Consider the following 19,711-nt stretch of genomic DNA (forward strand, 5'->3'; position numbering starts at 1 on the left):
CCATCGTCGCTGCGGCGCTGGTGGTGCTGCACCTGGAGCACCACCACACCGTGTGACGCAGCGTCACCACTCAAAGTCCTAGTGGCAAAGGCTCACTGAGCTCTCAGAGTTCAGGCGTCGTCTACGGATTCCAGTCCATCTGTGGACCTATGACCGTGGCCTCGCCCAGAGCGCCGAGGCCGCCAAGCACCTTCCCTGAGCGATCAGCGGTCGAGGCGGTACCAGGCGACGCGTTGGCCGGCGCTGCTGCGCACGTCCCACGCGCTGGTGAGCATGTCGAGCAGCTGCTGGCTGTGCCCGGCGATGGCGGGCGCCGGGTCCCCGGGGCGGCGCTCCGAGGCCGTGGTGACGGTGAGCTGCACACGGCGCGGTCCGAGGGACAGCTCGACGTGGAGGTCATTGCCGGCGCCGTGGCGCACGCCGTCCGTCGCCAGTTCGGAGGCCAGCAGCACGGCGGCGTCGATGAGGGACCTGTCGGTGACACCGTGATCGGTGAGGGCATCGTCGACGAGGAGGCGCACGTGGCCGACCGACGCCGGCACACGCGCCATGGTCAGCTCGGCGACCGGCGCACCTCCGGCCAGCAGCGTGACCGGTGCGAGTCCGCCCTTCGCTACCTGCTCGGGCATGCCCCGACGGTAGCCCTGCGGAGGCCGCCACGCCCGGCGACCGCCAGATCTGACGATCACGGGATCTGGCGGTCGCCGTCGTCGTCGGTGAAGGTGGCGACGACGGGCGCGTGGTCACTGAAGCGCTCGGCATAGGTCGCGGCCCTGTCGACCTGGCAGGCGGTGACGCGCTCGGCGAGGCCCGGAGTGACCCAGTGAGCGTCGATACGCCAGCCCGTGTCGCGGTCAAAGGCCTGCCCGCGCCAGCTCCACCAGGAGTAGGGACCGTCAACCGGGCCGGCGAGGTGGCGGGCAACGTCGACCCAACCCTGCGCGGCCCAGGCGTCAAGGTAGGCCCGCTCCTCGGGCAGGAAGCCCGCCTTCTTGAGGTTGCCCTTCCAGTTCTTGATGTCGCGCTCGGTGTGGGCGATGTTGAGGTCGCCGCAGACCACGGCCTGGGGGCCGCCGGCCGCCGCGGTGGCGTGCAACGCGGTCATGCGGGCGCGCACGGCGTCGAGGAACGCCATCTTGTCGTCCTGCTTGGGCGTGCCCGCCTCACCGGAGTGGATGTACACCGACACCACCGTCACCACTCCGGACGGGCTGGCAGGCGTCTCGACGTCGAGCTCGACCCAACGACCCGTGCCGTCGAACCGCTCCGCGATGGTGGTGCGCTGCTCACCGACAGGCAGGCGGGTGGCGACGGCGACCCCCGCGCGTCCCTTGCTGCCCGCGTCCGTGGGCTCGACGTGCGCCACGTGCCAGCCCCCGCCGAGGGACTCTTCGAGCAGGCCGGTGAGGGTGGCGTCGTCGGCGCGGACCTCCTGCAGGGCCAGCACGTCGGGGTTGCGCTGCTCGAGCCAGGCGGGCATGCCGCGGCGGACCGCGGCGCGGATGCCGTTGACGTTCACGGTGGCAATGGAGATCGATGACACCCCGGCATGGTGCCGGGACGCCCTCGCGCGCCGCTGACCGGCCCCGGTGATCTCGTGCGGTGATCTCGTGCGGCGGCGGCGTTCGGCGGCGGACAGGCGGCCGTGTCCGCTTGACTGCGACGGTGTCCGGACGACGAGCCGCCGCCCCTCCCGAGCGCCAGCGGAAAGTCCGCGGGACGCCTGGGCGGACCTCTCGACGGGCCCCTCGACGAACAACGGTGCTGGTGGCCTCCGGCGTCGCCGTGGCCCTCCTGACGGCGGGGGTCGCGACCTTCGTCGTCTGGCAGGGTCGCGAACGCGACGACGCTGCCCGCACGGCGGCGCAGGCGCTCGCGGACGGCCTCGCCGCGGGCGACCTCAGCCGCGCGACCCTCGTGGACAGCGCCGGCACCCCAGCTCCGGACGCCGCGAAGCAGTACGCGGCCCTGGTCGCGGGGATGGACGGCCTCAAGCCCCGCGTCGAGGTCAGCGCGGTGGACGCCGGCGCCGACCAGCCCAGCGCGCAGTTCGCGGTGAGCTGGGACGTCGGCGCGGGTTGGTCGTACACGACGTCCGCTCGGCTCGCGCCGGTTGCTGAGGGCGCCGGAGGGGACGACGACGGCGACGGCGCGTGGGGTGCGGTGTTCACGCCCGCCGTCGTCGAGCCGAGCTTGAAGGCCGGGGAGCGGCTCGCTGTGCAGCGCACGCCCGCGGCGCGCGGCCAGGTGCTCGGGCGTGACGGCCAGCCGATCGTGGCGGACTCCCCCGTGGTCGAGGTCGGGGTGCAGCCGAGCCGCACCACCGACCCGGCGGGCCTGGCGGCCCAGTTGGCGGGGATCGTCGACGTCGACGGCGACGCGCTGGCCCAGCGCATCCGCAGCGCCGCACCGACGGCCTTCGTGCCCGTGATCACGCTGCGCCGCGCCGACTACGACGCCGTCAAGGCGCAGCTGCAGCCCCTACCGGGCACGGTGTTCCGCGAATCGACGCTGCCGCTGGCGCCGACCCCGGCGTTCGCGCGGGCGCTGCTCGGTCGTGTGGGGCAGGCGACGAAGGAGATCGTCGACGCCAGCGACGGGCGCATCGCGTCGGGCGACACGACGGGGCTGTCGGGGCTGCAGCGCACCTATGACGAGCGCCTTGCCGGAACGCCGGGGACGACGGTGCAGGCGCTGCCCGCCACCAACGGTGCGGACGGCGCCAGCGCGTCCGCCTCGACGCGCGCCTCCAGTGGCGACGCTGCCGCCGCTGCCGAGCCGCGGGCACTGTTCACCTCCGACCCGGTGGCGGGGCAGTCCGTGAGGCTCTCCCTCGACGCTGGCGTGCAGCAGGCGGCCGACGCCGCACTCGCCACGGCCAAGAGCAAGGACGCGCAGCCGGCGGCGGCGCTCGTCGTCGTCGACATCCCCAGCGGTGACCTTCTCGCCGTGGCCAACACCCCCACCACGGGCGCGGACCGGGCGCTGGACGGGCAGTACCCGCCCGGCTCGACGTTCAAGGCCGTCTCGACGACGGCGCTGCTGGCCACCGGGCTGACGCCGCAGGACACGGTGGCGTGCCCGCCGACGGCCACCGTCAATGGGCGCAGCTTCCAGAACTTCGAGGGTGAGGCGCTGGGCAACGTGCCGTTCGCGACGGACTTCGCGCAGTCGTGCAACACCGCGTTCGTCGGGCTGTCGAGTCGCCTCGGCGCGCAGGACCTGCCGACCGCCGCGGCGGCGGTCGGGCTCGGCGGTGACTGGGACGCGGGTCTCGGGATGAAGGCGTTCACCGGTTCGGTGCCTGCCGACGACGACGCCGTCGCCCGCGCCGCCGCGTCCATCGGCCAGGGCACGGTGCTGGCGAGCCCGGCGGCGATGGCGGTGGCGGCCTCGACGATCGCCCGGGGCAGCTGGACGGCGCCGCACCTCGTGCTCGACCCGGCGCCGGCTGCAAGCACCTCTGCGGCGCCGCAGCCGGACGCGGCGCGGCTCGCCGTCGTCAGGGACCTCATGCGGCAGGTCGTGACGTCGGGCACCGCCAAGGCGCTGGCTGATGTGCCGGGCGCGCCGGTGAGCGCGAAGACGGGGACGGCGGAGTTCGGCTCCGGAAACCCGTTGCCGACGCACGCGTGGGTGATCGGCTTCCGCGGTGACCTGGCGTTCGCGGTGCTCGCGGAGAACGGCACGTCAGGCGCAACGACGGCCGTCCCGGTGGCCGAGTCGCTCCTCCGCGCTCTCCCCTCCTCCTGACCCCGCCGTGATCATGGGAGTTGTGCACACAACCAGTCGTGATCATGGGAGTTGTGCGCACCCGGGAGGCGCAGCCGCCAGCCGCGGGGCAGTGTTGACGGCGTGTTCGCCGCCATCGCCGGAGCCCACGGACAGATCGCCCGCCGCCTCACCCGCCTGCTGGTCGCAGGTGGCGACGAGGTCGTGGGCCTGATCAGGAACCCCGACCATGTGGGCGATGTCGAGGCGGACGGCGCCCGCGCCATCGTCCTCGATCTTGAGTCCGCGAACGCCGAGGAAGTCGCTGACGCTATCCAGGGAACGGACGCCGTGGTGTTTGCGGCCGGCGCCGGGCCGGGCAGCGGCGAGGTCCGCAAGGACACCGTCGACAGGGCCGCCGCCGTGCTGCTCGCCGACGCCGCGCAGGCCGCGGGCGTGCGACGGTACGTGTTGGTGAGCTCCTACGGGGTCGACGCCATGCGTGACGGCGCGACGCCTGACGGTATGGACCCGGTGTTCGTGGCCTACCTGCGCGCCAAGCTTGCCGCCGAGGAGGAGCTGCTGGGCCGGGCGCTCGGCGGGGCCTTCGAGCTGGCGGTCCTGCGGCCTGGCGGCCTGACCGACGAGCCGGGTGCCGGCACGGTGTCGCTGGAGCGGTCGCTTCCGCGAGGACAGGTCTCTCGGGACGACGTCGCCGCAGTGGTGGCCGCCCTGCTGCGTGCGCCGGCACTGCTGCCCGCCGAGGAGGACCCGGTACTGGAGCTCATGGCAGGCGAGGAGCCCGTCGAGGCGGCGGTCACGCGCTCCCTGACGCCCGCTCCCGCCGCCTGACCCGCACCCCTTGGTGATCACGGGACGTGTGCTTACCGCGGTAGGCACAACTCCCATGATCACGGTCAGGCGGTGGGGCTGACGAGGATCTTCACCGCCGTCTCGGTGCGGTGGAGCAGGGTGTCGTAGCCGACGTCGACCAGCTCGTCCAGGCCGATCCGGTGGGTGATGAAGGGCGCGAGGTCGACCTTCCCCTCCTGCGCGAGCCGGATGGTGGCCGGGTGGTCGCCCGCGTAGCCGGCCCGGTCTTCTGGCAGAGCCTGGACATGCTGGCCGGCCGCGAGCCCGGCGAGTGGCGCGACTGGGGCACCCCCAACTGCGGCAAGGGCCAGCCCGGCCAGGTCGGGCACACCGGCCACGGCGCCGCGCCCGCCCGCTTCACCGGCGTCCGGGTGGGGGTGCGCGGATGAGCACCGAGAAGTTGAGCACCGAGAACCGGCTCGACCTCCTCGTGGAGCAGGTGCTCGACGAGGTGCGCCTCCAGGGTGGTGCTGTCAGTGGCAGCGGTGTCGAAGCCACCGCGCGCGCCGACCACCACCGCCTGGCCTTGACGCGCTTCGCCAACTCCGAGATCCACCAGAACACCGACGACGACAGGACCACCGTCCACCTGCGCGTCGCCCTCGACGGTAGCCGCAGCGCGTCGGTGTCCAGCACCAGGACGACGACGACGGCGCTCACCGAGCTGGTCTCCGCTGCGCTGGCCGCCGCCCGGTTGAGCCCTCGTGACGAGCGCTGGCCCGGGGTGACTGCACCGACACCCGGAGCTGAGGGCGGGCCCGGCGCCGACGAGGCCACGGCCGCCGCCGGCCCCACCGAGAGGGCACGGCTTGTCGCCGACTTCGACGCCGCTGCCGGCGGCTTCGTCACCGCCGGCTACACGCAGACGACCTCGCTGACCAGCACGCTCGCCACGACGGCAGGGCACCACGTCCGCGCGTCGTCGACGTCGGCGACCGTCGACGGGATCGCCCGCGGCTCACTCTCACCCGAGGTGCGGCTCGATGGCGTGGCACGCGCTACGGCCCGAGCGCTGGGGGATCTCGACGCCGCGGCCCTCGGCGCGCAGGCGCTGCGCTGGACCGTGGCGCAGCGGGAAGGCACGTGGCCCACCGTGGAGCGCGGCACGTGGCCCGTGGTGCTGGCGCCGAACGCGGTGGTCGACGTCGTCGCCGGACTCCTCAGCTCCACGTTCAACGGCCGCGGGGTGCTGGAGGATACGAGCGGGGCGCGGTTCGGCGAGCAGCAGCTCGACCCGGCGCTCACGCTGCTGGACGACCCACTCGACGCCGGCTCGACGGCGCTGCCCTTCGACACCGAGGGGACGCCCGCGACGCGGACCGAGCTGGTGCGGGACGGGGTGCCGTGCGGGGTCACCGCTGACCGTCGGACCGCTGCCGCGCTGGCTGAGCAGGCGGAGCGTGCCGGTCTCCAGAGGGCAGCCGGCGCCTTCGACGCCGCCGACACGTGGGGCCCGGTGGCCCAGGCGCCGGTGCTGGCTCCCGGGAACGGCGGGTCGCTCGAGGACCTGGTGGCCGGGATGGAGCGCGGGCTCCTGGTGTGCGACCTCTGGTACACGCGTCTGGCCGAGGCGCGGCGGTCGGTCTGGACCGGGCTGACCCGCAACGGCACGTTCCTCGTGCGCGACGGGCAGATCGTCGGTCAGGTGGGGGTGCTGCGGTTCACGCAGTCCTACCTGGAGGCGCTGGCGCCCGGGTCCGTCGCGGTCGGCTCCGAGGTTGAGGCGCTGCCGCGGGCGCTGACGTTCGGGTCAGCGGGGACGGCGCGCGTCGTCGTCCCGCCCCTGCGGCTGGCCTCGTGGAACATCACCGGAGGCGCCGCCACCTGACCCCCGCTCACCCCCAGCGTGATCATGGACGCTGTGCACAGAACTCAGCGTGATCATGGGAGTTATGCACGACACGCGTGCACAACTCCCATGATCACGGACGGATTCGTGCACAACGTCCATGATCACGGCGGGGGGTGAGGGGATTACTGGGCGGAGGTGATGCCCGGGTAGAGCAGGAAGGCCTCCGTCAGGGTGCGGACGCGCTCACGCAGCGGCGCGACGTCGGCGGCGGGGTCGAGCGCCCCGGCGATGATGTCGGCGACCTCGGCGAACTCCGTGGCACCGAAACCACGCGTGGCGAGCGCGGGCGTGCCGATGCGCAGTCCGGAGGTGACCATCGGCGGGCGAGGGTCGAACGGCACCGCGTTGCGGTTCACGGTGATGCCCGCGGCGTGCAGCCGGTCTTCGGCCTGCTGACCGTCGAGCTCGGAGCGGCGCAGGTCGACCAGGGCCAGGTGCACGTCGGTGCCGCCGGTGAGCACGGAGGCGCCGACGGCGTCGACGTCGGGCTGGAGCAGACGGTCGGCCAGGAGCTTCGCGCCCTCCAGGGTGCGCTTCTGGCGCTCCTTGAACGCCTCCGACGCCGCGATCTTGAACGCCACGGCCTTGCCGGCGATGACGTGCATGAGCGGGCCGCCCTGCTGGCCCGGGAAGACCGCGGAGTCGAGCTTCTTGGCGTGCTCGGCGCGGCTGAGGATGAGGCCGGACCGAGGACCGGCCAGCGTCTTGTGCACGGTGGAGGTCACGACGTCGGCGTAGGGCACCGGGCTCGGGTGCAGGCCCGCGGCCACGAGGCCCGCGAAGTGCGCCATGTCGACCATGAGCAGCGCGCCGACCTCGTCCGCGATCTCACGGAACGCGGCGAAGTCGAGGTGACGGGGATAGGCGGACCAGCCGGCGATGATGAGCTTGGGGCGGCGCTCCAGGGCGACATCGCGCACGACGTTCATGTCCACGAGGAACGTCTCGGGGTCGACCCCGTAGCTGGCCACGTCGAACAGCCGGCCCGAGAAGTTGGCCTTCATGCCGTGCGTGAGGTGGCCGCCGTGGGCCAGCTCGAGACCGAGGATCGTGTCACCCGGGCGGATCAGCGCGTGCATGACGGCGGCGTTGGCCTGCGCGCCGGAGTGCGGCTGGACGTTGGCGTGCTCGGCGCCGAAGAGGGCCTTGGCGCGCTCGCGGGCGAGCTCCTCGGCGACGTCGACCTGCTCGCAGCCGCCGTAGTAGCGGCGACCGGGGTACCCCTCGGCGTACTTGTTGGTGAGCACCGAACCCTGCGCCGCGAGCACCGCGCGAGGCGCGAAGTTCTCGCTGGCGATCATCTCGAGGGTGTCCTGCTGGCGGCGGAGTTCGCCGTCGAGGACGGCAGCGATCTCCGGGTCGACCTCGGAGAGCGGCGCGTCGGTGAGGGACTGGGCGGGCAGAGCGGTCTGCGTCACGGGGTGCTCCTCGTGGGTCTGGCGGTCTGCGGGCGTTTAGCACTGCTCACGACCAGGCCCAGGCGGACGACCCGATCCGTTGCTTTCCCGCCGCTCCCCGGTGGTGACCCACCTTCGCCAGTCGCGACACGACCAGGGTAGACGCCACGGGCCGCCCGGTCGACCCCTTTGCCCCCCAACGTGATCATGGGCGTCCGCCACCCTGCACAGGGTGGCGGACGCCCATGATCACGAACGGGGGTGGGTCAGCTCTCCAACGAGTGCTGGGCCAACCAGCCGTGAGGCGCCGCGATCTCCTTGGCAGCCTCCGGCCCCCACGAGCCCGGCGCGTACGGCTGCACCGGCGGCCGGTTGGCCAGCAGCGGAGCCGCGACCCGCCACGCCTCGCGCAGGCCGGTCGCCGTGGTGAACAGCGCCCGGTCACCGGCCAGCACGTCGCGCAGCAGCGAGGCGTACGCGGGCAGCGGCTCGGCGCGCGGCAGGTCCTCGAGGTCCAGCAGGAGCGAACCGGGCACGAGGTCACCGGGGGCGCCGGGGCGCTGCGCGGTGACGGTGGCGGCCACGGTGCCGTTGCCGGCCAGCGAGAACGCGATGGTCTCGGGGCGCGGCGGGCGCTCCCCGAAGCCGCGGGTCTGCGGCCGGCGCAGCACCAGCGTCACGTGCTGGTGGCTCTCCTTGAGCTGCTTGCCGGTGCGCAGGAGGAAGGGCACGCCCTCCCAGCGGTCGTTGTCGATCCACACCTTGGCCGCCACGAACGTGTCGGTCTGGGAGTCGTCGGCGACGCCGTCGATGTCGCGGTATCCCTCGACCTGCCCGAGCACGGCCTCGTCCGGGCTCATCGGGCGGAAGTCCTTGAGCACCGCCTCGCGCGCCTCGAGCAGCGCCTCCGGGGAGCTGTCCACCGGCGGCTCGAGCGCCACCTCGGCCATCACCTGCAGCTGGTGGGTCACCAGCATGTCGAGGGTGGCGCCGGTCTCGTCGTAGAAGCCGGCGCGGTTGCTCACCCCGAGCGTCTCGGGGATGTCGATCTGGACGGCGGCCACGTGGTAGCGGTTCCAGACCTGCTCCATCATGCGGTTGTTGAACCGCAGGACGTGCAGCTGCTGCGTGGCTTCCTTCCCGAGGAAGTGGTCGATCCTGAAGACCCGCTCCTCCGGAAAGATCGACAGCACGAGCTTGTCGAGACGCTCGAAGCTCTCGGAGTCGGTGCCGAACGGCTTCTCGTAGACCACGCGGGCGCGGTCGGCCAGGCCGTGCGCGGCCAGGGCCTTGGTGTACGACTCGAAGGTCGACGGCGGCAGCGCGATGTAGTGGACGAGCTGCACGTCGTCGCTGCCCAGGTCGTCCTTGGCTTCGGCGACGACGTCGGCGAGGTCGCCCGGGTCGGCTTCGGTGAAGCCACCCCCGGCGAAGCGCAGCGACGCGGAGAACGTGCGCCACTGGCGGCCGGACAGGCCGGTCTTGGCCTTGTCGAGCACGCCCTTGACGTGCTCGCGGAACTCGTCATCGGTCTGGTGCCCACGGCCGTTGCCGATGAGACGCCAGTTGTCGGGCAGCAGGCCCTGCTTGGCGAGGGCACCGAAGGCCGGGATCACCATGCGGGCGGCCAGGTCGCCTGTGGCGCCGAACAGCACGAAGACGGTGGGTGTGGAGACGGCGGACGGCGTCGGCGCCTCAGCCGCGTCGTCGGGGCCGGAGCTCGGGGTGTCGGGGCGGGAGTCGCTCACGATCGGCAACCGTATTAGCGCAGGGCCCGCCGCGTGTCGCAGGGCGCGCACTCCACCCCGACCAAACCGGCGGAAACCTCGCCGTGGCTGGCTACGCTGGCCCGTCGTGTCTGCCGCACCGTCCCCAGCGTCGACTCCGTCGTCGACCCCCTCGCCGGATCTTCCGAAGCACTACGTCGTCGCGCTGAGCTGCCCCGACGGGCCGGGAATCGTCCACGCGGTCACCGGGGTGCTGGCGCACGTCGGCGGCAACATCACCGACAGCCAGCAGTTCGGAGACCCGGACACCGGGCGCTTCCACATGCGCGTGCAGGTCAGCGTCGACCTGGACGAGCCGTCGCTGCGCGGGGCGTTTGCCCCGGTGGCCCACCGCTTCGGGATGGACTGGACCCTCGACGAGGTGGGGCGTCGCCTGCGGACCCTGGTCATGGTCTCCAAGGCCGGTCACTGCCTCAACGACCTGCTGTTCCGCACGCGCGCCGGGCAGCTCCCGGTCGACGTCGTCGCCGTCGCCGGGAACCACCGCGACCTCGAGCCGCTGGCGGGCTTCTACGGCGTGCCGTTCCACCACCTGCCGGTCAGCAGGGCGGTGCCGGCGGGCGAGCCCGGCTCGCTGGAGGCCGCGGAGGCGGCGCTGCTGGGCCTGGTGGACTCCCTCGACGTGGAGCTGATCGTCCTGGCGCGCTACATGCAGATCCTGTCGCCGGAGCTGTGCCGGGCGCTGAACGGGCGCGCCATCAACATCCACCACTCGTTCCTACCGAGTTTCAAGGGCGCGCGGCCGTACGCCCAGGCGCACGTGCGCGGCGTCAAGATCATTGGGGCGACGGCGCACTACGTCACGCCCGACCTCGACGAGGGCCCGATCATCGAGCAGGACGTCCACCGCGTCGACCACGGCATGACGGTGGCCGAGCTGCAGGCCATCGGGCAGGACGTCGAGGCGCAGGTTCTGGCCCGCGCCGTCCGTTGGCACGCGGAGCACCGCGTGCTCCTGGACGGTCACCGCACCGTCGTCTTCAACTAACTCCGTGATCATGGGCTTCCGGAGCAATTTCCCTGCGGTCGCCCGGCCCCGAGACCTCTGTCCTCCGCGACCGTGCAGATCTTGGCGTTCGATCGACTGCGCCCCGGGAAGACCCGACCGATCGCCAAGATCTACTCGCCCATGGGGACAGAGCCCATGATCACGGCCTGAAAGCGCTCCGGAAGTCCATGATCAGGGGGTTAGAGGTCTTTGCGGGCGAAGACCACCGCTGCCAGCCCGAACACCATCGCCGTCCAGAGCACCGCCCACAGCAGGTAGACGGGCGTAGGTGAGCTGATCGACAGGAACGGGAACGCCTCCCCACCGGGACCCATCGCCAGGATGGCCGACGGGTCCTGGAAGGCGTGCATGGCTCCGCGCCACAGGCCGTCGGTGGGCAGCACGATCCGCGAGATGGTGCCCACGCGGGCGACGTCGTCGTTGCCCAGCGCCGAGCCGACCCCGCCGACCACGCCCGCGATCCACGTCGCCCCGAACAGCCCCACCGAGACCACCCCGGAGGCCATCGGTGAGATCACCGTGGCCAGCAGCACCGACAGGGTCAGCAGGACGGCGGTCTGCCCCGCGAGCAGCAGCAGGCCAGCGGCCGGGTGCGGTGGCCAGTAGCCGACCGTGGCGAGCACCACCAGGCACAGCGCCAACCCGGCGACCAGCACGTACGCCCCGCCGAACACCACCAGCCCGAGCCACTTGCCGAGCAGGAACGCCCACCGCCGCACCGGCCGCGCCAGCACCGACAGCACCGCGCCCGACTCGACCTCGCCGGCCACCGTCGGCCCGGACAGGAACGCCGTGCCCAGCGCCGCGATGAGCGACAACCCGAACATCACCAGGTTGAGCACCTGCGACGCCGCAACCAGCGCCTCGCCGCTGGTGAGCTCCTGCGCGAGCCGCCAGAAACCCCAGCCGGCCAGGCCCAGCAGCAGCGCGGTGAGCACGGCCAGGGCCAGCACCACGCGCCGCCGCGACGCCTCCCGCAGGGTGAGCCCCGCGACCGTCAGCACCACGCTGACCTGGTGGTTCACCGCCGCGCCTCCCTTTCCTGAGCCGCCCGTTCGTCAGCGGCCCGGTCCTCAGCGGCCCGGTCCTCAGCAGCACCGCGGAGGATGCCGAGCAGCCTGTCTTCCAGGCTGACGCGCACGGGCTCGACAGCGTGGACGTCGACACGGAGCGCAGCGAGGTCGCGCACGAGCTCGGGCACTGCCCGATCGGAGCGCTCGCCGTCGTCGTCCTGATCTGACCCGCCACCAGCCAAGGAGAGGGTCAGGACGTCGGGACCGTCTCCCCCGCGGTGCACCGCCCCGGCCCGCGCGAGCCGCTGCTCGGCGGCGGGCGTCAGCCCGGTGAGGCGCAGCCGCACCTGCCGCTGGCCGAGCAGCTCCGCCAGCGACCCGGCCGCCGCCACCCGCCCCCGTTCGAGGATCACCACGCGGTCACACACGCGCTCCACCTCGCCGATGAGGTGGGAGTTCAGCAGCACCGCCACGCCCTGCTCCCGCAGTCCGAGGACGACGTCGCGCACGTCGGCGCGCCCCAGGGGGTCGAGGGCGCTGGTGGGTTCATCGAGGACGACGAAGCTCGGCCGCGCGACCAGCGCCACCGCGAGGCCGAGGCGTTGCTGCATGCCCTTGGAGAAGCCGCCGACCCGGTCGGCGGCGCGGGCGCCGAGGCCCACGAGGTCGAGCCGGTCGCGCTGTTCGGCGGCGCTGACGTCGGCGCCGGACAGCCGCACGTGCAGCGCGAGCACCTCCGCGGCCGACAGCCACGGCTGGTAGCGGAACAGCTCGGGCAGGTATCCGACGCCCGCGCGGGCGGCCGGGTCTCCCGCGGGGCGCCCGAGCAGCAGCACCTCGCCGTCGTCGGGGGTCACGAGCCCGAGCAGCATCTTGATGACGGTGGTCTTGCCGGCACCGTTGGGCCCCAGCAGGCCGACGACCTCACCGCGCCCGACCTGCAGGGACACGTCGTGCACGGCCTGGTGGCGGCGGAACCGTTTGCGCAGGTGGGAGCACCACACCGCGGGCGAGTCCGGGAAGGACTCGCCCGCGGCGCTCACGGCAGCTGACAGGCTCAGCTCAGTCCCTCCATCAGCGCAGGCCCTCCGTCACTTCAGCCCGCGGGCGACGTCGAGCAGCTCGTCGGTGCTCGGCGTGCCGGCCACTGCCGTCACCACACCGTTGCGGACCCACACCACGCCGGCCATCGTGCCGTCGTTGGAGCGGACCACGGTGGCCGGGGCACCGTTGACGTCCGCGGTGGAGGTGGCCGCCTGGTCGGCGGGGACGGGCAGCGGCAGCGTGCTGCCGTCGCCGGTGAACGTCGCGAGCTGGGAGGCGAGGTCGGCGGGGATGCCGGGCAGGGAGAGCAGGTAGTCGCGGACCTGCGTGAACGGCACGCCTGTCGACTCGGCGGTGGGCGCGACGGCCCGGCCGACGATCAGCGCCGGCACCCCCGCCGACGACTCCCAGACGGCGGCGACGCCCGGGCCCGCCGACAGCCTCACGACGCTGCCGTCCAGGCCCGCGGGCACCGGCGGCAGCTGGCCGCCCGCCGCCTCCGCGGAGGCGGCGGCCTTCGCGGCGGAGAACGTGAAGCTGACCTGGCCGGCGTAGCCGACCTGGTACGTCGGCTGCCCGGTGACGCCCCGGGGCAGCTCCGCCACGCGCGGAACCTGCAGGCCGGTGGCCTGCGCCGCTGCGGCCGCGTCGGAGACCTCCCGGATCTCGACGGGCTTGGTGGCGACCGCCTCACCGAACGCGCTCGGGTCGGGCAGCTGGCCGAGTCCGGCGAGGTCGGCCTGGCTGAGGCTGATCGGCGCCACCTGCTGCACCTGGAAGATCCGCAGCCAGTCCGACGCGGCGGCGGTCCCGGCGCCAGCGACGACGACGGCGACGCCGAGCGCCACCACGCCCGGGCGGCGCCACGCGCCGCGTCCGGTCAGTCGGCGGGTGCTGCGGGCAGTGCTGACGTGTTCATCGCTGACGCGGTGGGCGTCCAGCGCCACGACGCGCGCACCGTCGGCAGCGGCTGACGCGGCGGGCACGCTCGCGGCGGTGGAGCCGCGCAGGCGCTGCCAGGCGGCGTCGACGTCGTCGTCCTGCCCTTCTGCTGTCGACGGCACGCTGAGCAGCGCGGACGCGGCCGCGGCGTCGTCCCTGACCGCAGCGAGCATCTGCTGGCAGCGGCCGCAAGCGGCGATGTGGTCGCGGTCGGGGTCGGAGACTCCGGCCGGCTCGTCGATCAGGCGGCGCAGCACACCCTCGGCAGGGTGACGGGTGAGCTTCATGGGCGGGTCAGCTCCTCGCGCAGGGCGCTCTCGGCGCGTCGGACGGTCGTGCCGACGCTCGTGGGTGACAGGTGCAGGGCGGCGGCGACCTCGGCGTAGGACAGGCCGGAGTGCCGCAGGACCAGGGCCGTGGCCTGCGGGCGGGGCAGCCGTGCGAGAGCCGCGCGCACACGGGCGCGCTCCTCGCTGACCACGACGCTGTCGGCGACGTCGGGGGCGGTCTCACCGGTGAGCGCGGCGTCGCGGGTTCCGGCGGCGTCCTCCCGCGCGATGCGGCGGCGGCCGGAGCGGAGGAGGTTCAGGGCGGTGTGCGTCGCGGCCACGCACAGCCAGCCCCGCGCCTGGTCAGCGGGAACCGCGGACGGCGAGGACCGGGCGAAGCTGAGGAAGACCTCCTGCGCGACGTCGTCGGCCTGCGTCGGGCTCCCCAGCACGCGAGCGGCGACACCCGCGACGAGGGAGTAGTCGCGGCGGAAGACCGCCTCGAGATCGCGCCTCATGTCGGTCACGGCGCCAGGTCTTTCGACCGACCGGGCGTCGGACCTGGCAGCTGATCTGGCAGCTGATCTGACAGCAGGGCGGCCAGCGGCGGACGAGCCGACGGCTCTGACCACCGACACCGGTCCGGTTTCGACAAGCTCCACACCCCCTCAGCACCGCCGCCGCCCAGGTTGTGACACCACCTCGCCACGACGCATCACCCCGAGGCGTGACGACCGACGTGCAGAAGTCGTCCGCGAGACCGCCTGAGGCGCCCGGGGTGGACTTCTGCACGTCGGTCGTCACCGCGGAACTGCACGGGCGGCCGGCGACCCCGTCAGGCGAGGGTCAGCGCCAGCGGCAGGGACGACCAGCCGCGCAGCGTGGTGTGCAGGAAGGGCTGGCCGGGGGCGAGCGGTTCCAGACGTTCGACCCGGGCCACGAGCAGACCCAGGAGGGTCTCCGCCTCCAGACGCGAGATGAGCTGCCCGACGCACTGGTGGATGCCCATCCCGAATGCCAGGTGCCCCGCGCTGGAGCGGTCCAGGTCGAAGGCGTCAGCGTCCGGCCCCCACCGGCGCGGGTCGCGGTTGGCAGCACCGACGAAGAGGGCCACCTTGGTGTCGGCCGGGAGGGTGGTGCCGCCGATGTCCGCCTCGCGAGCGACCGTGCGGTAGAAGGACTGGAACGGTGACTCCAGGCGCAGCACTTCGTCGAGGGCGAACTTCACCAGCGAGGGGTCGGCGCGCAGTCGGGCCCAGGCGTCGGGGCGCCTCGAGAGGGCCGCGAGCGCGTTGCCGATGGCGATCACCGTGGTGTCCAGGCCTGCGGACAGCATGGCTCGCACGAGCAGGGTCGCCTCGGTGGGGGTGATGTCGCCGCGGTCCGCCAGTTCCCAGACCTGCCAGCCGAGCCCGCCGGGGGCGAGGTTCTCGCGGGCGCAGTTCCGCATCACCCACTCCCGGCTGTCAGCTCCGGCGGCGAAGAACTGCGCGCTGCGGGCGTTGTCGGGCCCGAATGCGGAGAAGTTCATGGCGCCGTGGGGCAGCAGGTGCTCGTGGCGCCCATCCCGGGGGATCCCGACCGCGTCGCCGAAGGCCCGCAGGGGGTAGGGCTCGGCGAGGTCGGTGACACCGTCGAGCCTGACGGTCCGGCCGCCGGCTCCTGGAGCTGCGCCGAGGACGTCGTCCACGAGCTCCTCCGCGGTTCTCACCAGCTGGGAGCGCAGGGAGCGGACACCCCGCGGCGACAGGACGGCGGACATCGCCGTGCGGAGACTGGTGTGCGCCGGCGGGTCGAGCTCGAGGATGCCCTGCTGGCGCCAGGCGGCCTCCACACGGAGGTCCTTGGGGCCGACTCCGGCGCCGGAGATGAACGTCTCGTGGTCTCGCAGCACCTGCCGGCACTCGGCGTCACGGGTGAGCGCCGCCACGCCGTGGGCCGCGAGCCAGACCACTGGTGCGAGGTCCTGCATCCTCCGGAACAGCGGGTACGGGTCTGCCAGGTGCTCGTCGGCGTACGGGTCCTCGGGGACGACCGGCAGGGTCGACCACCACGGCTCGTGCACTGGCTCCGGTGCGGTGGTCATGCGCCGCCCCCTCCTGCCTCCGCGGTGCCGCACCGCGCGGCCTCCGGTCCGCGGCACGGTAACGACGACGTGCGCCGTCCTCAACGTTCGTTCTCGATCAGTGAGAGGCGTCTTGTCACCTGCTGCGCTGCCTCGCCACAGTGACGCCGTGCAGCCGCCGTCCCGTGCATCGGCCTCGAGCCTGGAGCGGGGACTGTCGATCCTTTCCGACGTCGCACGCGGCGGGAGCCTGACGGTGGAGGAGATCGCTGTCCGGACCGGGATCCCACCCAGCAGCGCCTACCGCTACGTCGCGCGCCTTGCGGCCTCCGGCTACCTGGAGGAGCAGCGCGGCCGATACACGACGGGCCCGGCGGTGCTGGCCCTGGCCGGCCGGTACGTCGTGCAGCCGTTCCTGGCGCAGATCGGCCCGGCGTACCTGCGCGACCTCGTGCGCCAGCTCGGCGAGACCGTGGTGATGCTGGTCAGGGTCGGTTCCCAGGCTGTCTGCCTGCGCAAGGCCGAGCCGGAGAAGGCACTGATCTATTCCTTCGCCGTCGACGAGCTGCTGCCGCTCCACGCAGGCGCCGGGCAGCGGGTGCTCCTGGCGTGGGCCCCGCCGCCGGTGGTGGAGCAGGTGCTCTCCGGGCCGCTGCCGCGTTACACGCCCGCGACGCTCGACGCCGCATCCCTGCGAGCGGACCTGGCGACGACGCGCCAGCGCGGGTGGGCGACGTCCCGCGGCGAGCTTGACCCTGGCTCGTTCTCCCTGGCGGTGCCCGTGACGTTCCGCGGCGAGGTCGTGTGCTCCCTCAACGCTGCCGGACCCGACGTCCGCTGCGACACCCCGGCGTGGATCACCCGCGCCACCTCGGCACTGCTCTCCACCGCCTCCGCCCTCTCGGCCGCTCTCCAGGAGTGGTCTCCCTCCGCGCCCACCCGAGGACCGCATGACTCCTGAAACCCCCGCTGGACCCCAGACCGGAGCTCCCGCCCCGCTCGTGCTGGGCACCCAGCCTCTGACCATCACCGACGTGGTCTCCGTCGCCCGGGGACGCCGCCGCGTGGAGGTCGCCCCCGACGTCGACGTGCGGATGGCGGCGAGCCTGGACTGGCTGGACGGGGTCGTGCAGGGGATGGACACGACCACTCCCGCCATCTACAGCGTCAACACCGGATTCGGCTCCCTGGCAGGACGGGCAGCCTTCGCCGATCCCGACGACGCCGCGGAGCTCTCCTGGCGGCTGCTGCTGTCCAACGCCTCCGGGGTCGGCCGGGCCGTCGAGGAGGAGGTCGTGAGAGCCACCATGCTCATCCGGGCGGCCAGCCTCGCGCAGGGCTGCTCCGGCGTGCGGCCCGTGCTGGTGCACACGCTCGTGGCGATGCTCAACGCCGATGTGCACCCCCGCGTGCCGGAGTACGGCTCGCTCGGTGCCTCCGGCGACCTCATCCCCCTGGCCCACATCGCCCTGGTCATGTCGCGGCCAGCCGCCGGCGAGCTCGACCCTCGCGACTCCGGCGAGGCCGTGCTGGACGGGCGGGTGGTGCCGGGCATCGAGGCGATGGCGGCCGCGGGCGTCGAGCACGTCGTCCTCGGCGCCAAGGACGGTCTGGCGCTCGTCAACGGCACGTCGTTCTCCTGCGCGCAGCTGGTGCTCGCCCTCCACGACGCCGAGAACGCCCTGGCCAGCGCCTGCGTGACCGCAGCGATGACCATGGAGGCGGTGCGCGGTTTCGGCGACGCCCTCGTGGAGGACCTCCACCGGGTGCGAGGCCAGAGGGGGCAGATCGAGGTCGCGGCGACGCTGCGGACGCTGCTCGAAGGCAGCGCCCTCATCGACGGAGACCGCGAGACCGACCCGTCGAGGCAGCCTCCGCAGGACGCCTACTCGGTGCGCTGCGTGCCCCAGGTCTTCGGTGCCGTGAAGGACGCGCTGCGCTTCGTCCACGACATCGTCGAGCGCGAGGTCAACGCGGTCACCGACAACCCCCTGGTCTTCCCCGAGCTGCCCGCCTCGCGTCGGCTCAAGGCACTCTCGGGCGGCAACTTCCACGCCGAGTACGTCGCGCTCGCCGCTGACGTCCTGTCCATCGCCGCCACGGAGATCGGCAGCATCACGGAGCGCCGCCTCTTCCGGCTCGACGACGGCTCCCTCAACCGCGGACTGCCGGACATGCTCGTGGCGTCCGAGAAGGTGGGCCTGGACTGCGGGTACATGCTCCCCCAGTACCTGGCGGCGGCCCTCGTCTCGGATTGCAAGACCCTGGCCCACCCCGACAGCGTCGACTCGATCCCCACCTGCGCCAACCAGGAGGACCACGTGTCGATGGCGAACAACGCGGGTCGCCACGCTCGCCAGGTCGTCTCGAACGTCGAGACGGTGGTCGGGATCGAGCTGCTCATGGCGGCGCAGGCGCTGGAGCTCCGGCTCGCCGTCGACGGGCTGGACAGCTCGGCGCTCGGAGCCTCCTCCCGCACCGCGCTGGAGCTCGTCCGCTCGACGAGGTCCGCCGACGGACGACCGGTGGACCACCTCACCCGCGACGTCGTCATGTACCCCCGGGTACGAGCCGCCGTCGACCTCGTCCACACCGGCGCGCTCCTGGAGGCGCTGGGGATGACGGCGCAGCTGTGAGCGCGCCGCCGATCGACGTCGTCGTCGCGTCCGTGCGCACCGCCGCCGTCGACGTCCTCGAGGTGGTGCTGGAGGCGGCCGACGGCTCCCCCCTGCCGGCGGTCGAGGCGGGTGGCCACCTCGACCTGCATCTCGAGGACGGCCGGGTGCGCAGCTACTCCGTCTGCCCGCCTGCGGATGATCCCGGCGCCTGGCGGATCGCCGTCCTGCGCCAGGAGCAGGGGCGAGGGGGGTCGGTGCACCTGCACGCGACGCTCAGGCCGGGGTGTCACCTCGTCGTCGGGTTGGCCCGCAACGGACTCCCGCGCCCCCAGCAGGCCGAGCGGCTCGTCCTGGTGGCGGGAGGAATCGGCATCACGGCCGTGCTCCCCCTGGCGCGAGCGGCGCAGGCCGCGGGACAGGCGTGGTCGCTGGTCTACGTGGGATCGCGACGAGAACGGATGGCGTTCCTCGACGAGGTCCAGTCCCTCCCGGGCGACGTCCGGATTGTCACGTCGCGCGACGGCGGGATCGACCTGACGCGGGAGCTCGCCACGGCCGTCGGGCAGCCGGGCACGCACGTGGTCGTGTGCGGACCATCGCGGATGATCGACGAGGTCAGCGGGCTCGGGCTGGGCGACCGGCTGCACGTTGAGCGGTTCACCCCCGCGGACGGAGCGGGTCCCGGCGACACCCCCTTCGAGGTACGCACGCGCAGCGGCCTGTCGATCACCGTGGGGGCGCGGGAGACGATCCTCGAGGCGGTGGAGCGGTGCGGAGTGCGGGTGCTGAGCTCATGCCGCGCCGGTGACTGCGGGACCTGCGAGACCGGTGTTCTGGAAGGTGTGCCAGACCACCGCGACGAACTGCTCGACGACGACGAGCGGGCCAGCGGCAAGACCATGCTCATCTGCGTGTCGCGCTCACTGACGCCCCTGCTGGCGCTCGACCTGCCCTGAGCGGCGGGGGCCGTCACGCCGGAGCTGCTCCAGCGGCGCGCCGGGTCAGCTCCTCGCGCAGGGCGCTCTCGGCGCGTCGGACGGTCGTGCCGACGCTGGTGGGTGACAGGTGCAGGGCGGCAGCGGGTCGCCGTCCTCTCCGCAAAGCGTCAGCCGGCGGCGTGACGCCCGTGAC

The 19,711-nt window shown here is 73.1% G+C and carries 16 protein-coding genes, 2 pseudogenes and 1 riboswitch; of the genes and pseudogenes, 8 read left to right on the forward strand and 10 right to left on the reverse strand.

The features are described from left to right. Positions 1–203: 203 nt before the first annotated feature. Positions 204–629 (reverse strand): ATP-binding protein, encoded by a 426-nt coding sequence (locus tag BXY45_RS03715; protein WP_109772984.1) that lies wholly within the window; start codon positions 627–629, stop codon positions 204–206. A 56-nt stretch (positions 630–685) separates the two neighbouring features. Next, positions 686–1,543 (reverse strand): exodeoxyribonuclease III, encoded by an 858-nt coding sequence (locus BXY45_RS03720; RefSeq protein WP_218566885.1) that lies wholly within the window; start codon positions 1,541–1,543, stop codon positions 686–688. Positions 1,544–1,761: 218 nt separating this feature from the next. Here BXY45_RS03720 and BXY45_RS03725 point away from each other — a divergent pair, with 218 nt between their 5' ends. After that, a complete protein-coding gene (locus tag BXY45_RS03725) occupies positions 1,762–3,753 on the forward strand; it encodes a penicillin-binding transpeptidase domain-containing protein (protein WP_109772985.1) in 1,992 nt (663 codons plus the stop codon). Positions 3,754–3,855: 102 nt separating this feature from the next. Further along, a complete protein-coding gene (locus tag BXY45_RS03730) occupies positions 3,856–4,563 on the forward strand; it encodes an NAD(P)H-binding protein (RefSeq protein WP_109772986.1) in 708 nt (235 codons plus the stop codon). A gap of 65 nt (positions 4,564–4,628) precedes the next feature. Here the strand turns inward: BXY45_RS03730 and BXY45_RS24670 are convergent. Further along, a pseudogene (locus BXY45_RS24670) lies at positions 4,629–4,799 on the reverse strand (2,3-butanediol dehydrogenase); the annotation flags it as partial. A gap of 3 nt (positions 4,800–4,802) precedes the next feature. On the opposite strand from BXY45_RS24670, the pseudogene BXY45_RS24675 reads away from it, so the two are divergent. Beyond that, positions 4,803–4,973 (forward strand): annotated as a pseudogene (locus tag BXY45_RS24675) (TldD/PmbA family protein); the annotation flags it as partial. After that, a complete protein-coding gene (locus BXY45_RS03745; protein ID WP_109772987.1) occupies positions 4,970–6,412 on the forward strand; it encodes a metallopeptidase TldD-related protein in 1,443 nt (480 codons plus the stop codon). The pseudogene BXY45_RS24675 and the gene BXY45_RS03745, both read left to right, overlap by 4 nt. Before the next feature lie 146 nt (positions 6,413–6,558). Here the strand turns inward: BXY45_RS03745 and glyA are convergent, their stop codons facing one another. Together glyA and BXY45_RS03755 are read right to left on the reverse strand one after the other, a co-directional pair. Continuing rightward, positions 6,559–7,854, reverse strand: coding sequence for a serine hydroxymethyltransferase (gene glyA / locus BXY45_RS03750; protein WP_281270548.1), 1,296 nt, complete (start codon positions 7,852–7,854; stop codon positions 6,559–6,561). Positions 7,855–7,903: 49 nt separating this feature from the next. Beyond that, positions 7,904–7,989, reverse strand: a riboswitch (ZMP/ZTP riboswitch). 110 nt (positions 7,990–8,099) lie between these two features. Further along, the gene (locus BXY45_RS03755) at positions 8,100–9,581 is read right to left on the reverse strand and encodes a glucose-6-phosphate dehydrogenase (RefSeq protein ID WP_109772988.1); all 1,482 of its coding nucleotides are present in this window, start codon (positions 9,579–9,581) and stop codon (positions 8,100–8,102) included. 106 nt (positions 9,582–9,687) lie between these two features. On the opposite strand from BXY45_RS03755, the gene purU reads away from it, so the two are divergent. Continuing rightward, on the forward strand, positions 9,688–10,608 hold the full coding sequence (gene purU, locus BXY45_RS03760; RefSeq protein WP_170131300.1) for a formyltetrahydrofolate deformylase: 921 nt from the start codon (positions 9,688–9,690) through the stop codon (positions 10,606–10,608). A gap of 200 nt (positions 10,609–10,808) precedes the next feature. Here the strand turns inward: purU and BXY45_RS03765 are convergent, their stop codons facing one another. From BXY45_RS03765 to BXY45_RS03785, 5 genes are all read right to left on the reverse strand, one after another. Then, positions 10,809–11,654: an ABC transporter permease gene (locus BXY45_RS03765; protein WP_211319203.1), complete on the reverse strand. Its 846-nt coding sequence runs from the start codon at positions 11,652–11,654 to the stop codon at positions 10,809–10,811. Beyond that, the gene (locus tag BXY45_RS03770) at positions 11,651–12,685 is read right to left on the reverse strand and encodes an ABC transporter ATP-binding protein (protein WP_211319204.1); all 1,035 of its coding nucleotides are present in this window, start codon (positions 12,683–12,685) and stop codon (positions 11,651–11,653) included. The genes BXY45_RS03765 and BXY45_RS03770 overlap by 4 nt, the downstream gene beginning before the upstream one ends. Positions 12,686–12,733: 48 nt before the next feature. Continuing rightward, positions 12,734–13,915, reverse strand: a complete 1,182-nt coding sequence (locus tag BXY45_RS03775) for a hypothetical protein (protein WP_109772990.1) — start codon at positions 13,913–13,915, stop codon at positions 12,734–12,736. Then, positions 13,912–14,415, reverse strand: coding sequence for a sigma-70 family RNA polymerase sigma factor (locus BXY45_RS03780; RefSeq protein ID WP_109773137.1), 504 nt, complete (start codon positions 14,413–14,415; stop codon positions 13,912–13,914). The genes BXY45_RS03775 and BXY45_RS03780 overlap by 4 nt, the downstream gene beginning before the upstream one ends. 317 nt (positions 14,416–14,732) lie before the next feature. Next, positions 14,733–15,983 carry a cytochrome P450 gene (locus BXY45_RS03785; protein WP_109772991.1) on the reverse strand — a complete coding sequence of 417 codons (1,251 nt, stop codon included), beginning with the start codon at positions 15,981–15,983 and terminating at the stop codon, positions 14,733–14,735. 148 nt (positions 15,984–16,131) lie between these two features. On the opposite strand from BXY45_RS03785, the gene BXY45_RS03790 reads away from it, so the two are divergent. From BXY45_RS03790 to BXY45_RS03800, 3 genes are read left to right on the forward strand one after another with little or no spacing between them, the layout of a single operon-like run. After that, complete coding sequence (locus tag BXY45_RS03790; protein WP_211319205.1) at positions 16,132–16,923, forward strand: IclR family transcriptional regulator; 792 nt, start codon at positions 16,132–16,134, stop codon at positions 16,921–16,923. Continuing rightward, positions 16,913–18,598: an HAL/PAL/TAL family ammonia-lyase gene (locus tag BXY45_RS03795; protein WP_109772993.1), complete on the forward strand. Its 1,686-nt coding sequence runs from the start codon at positions 16,913–16,915 to the stop codon at positions 18,596–18,598. The genes BXY45_RS03790 and BXY45_RS03795 overlap by 11 nt, the downstream gene beginning before the upstream one ends. After that, complete coding sequence (locus tag BXY45_RS03800; RefSeq protein ID WP_109772994.1) at positions 18,595–19,536, forward strand: PDR/VanB family oxidoreductase; 942 nt, start codon at positions 18,595–18,597, stop codon at positions 19,534–19,536. Before BXY45_RS03795 ends, BXY45_RS03800 begins: the two co-directional genes overlap by 4 nt. Positions 19,537–19,711 lie beyond the last annotated feature (175 nt).

The sequence above is a fragment of the Quadrisphaera granulorum genome, assembly GCF_003149145.1.
Taxonomy (GTDB): Bacteria; Actinomycetota; Actinomycetes; order Actinomycetales; family Quadrisphaeraceae; genus Quadrisphaera; species Quadrisphaera granulorum.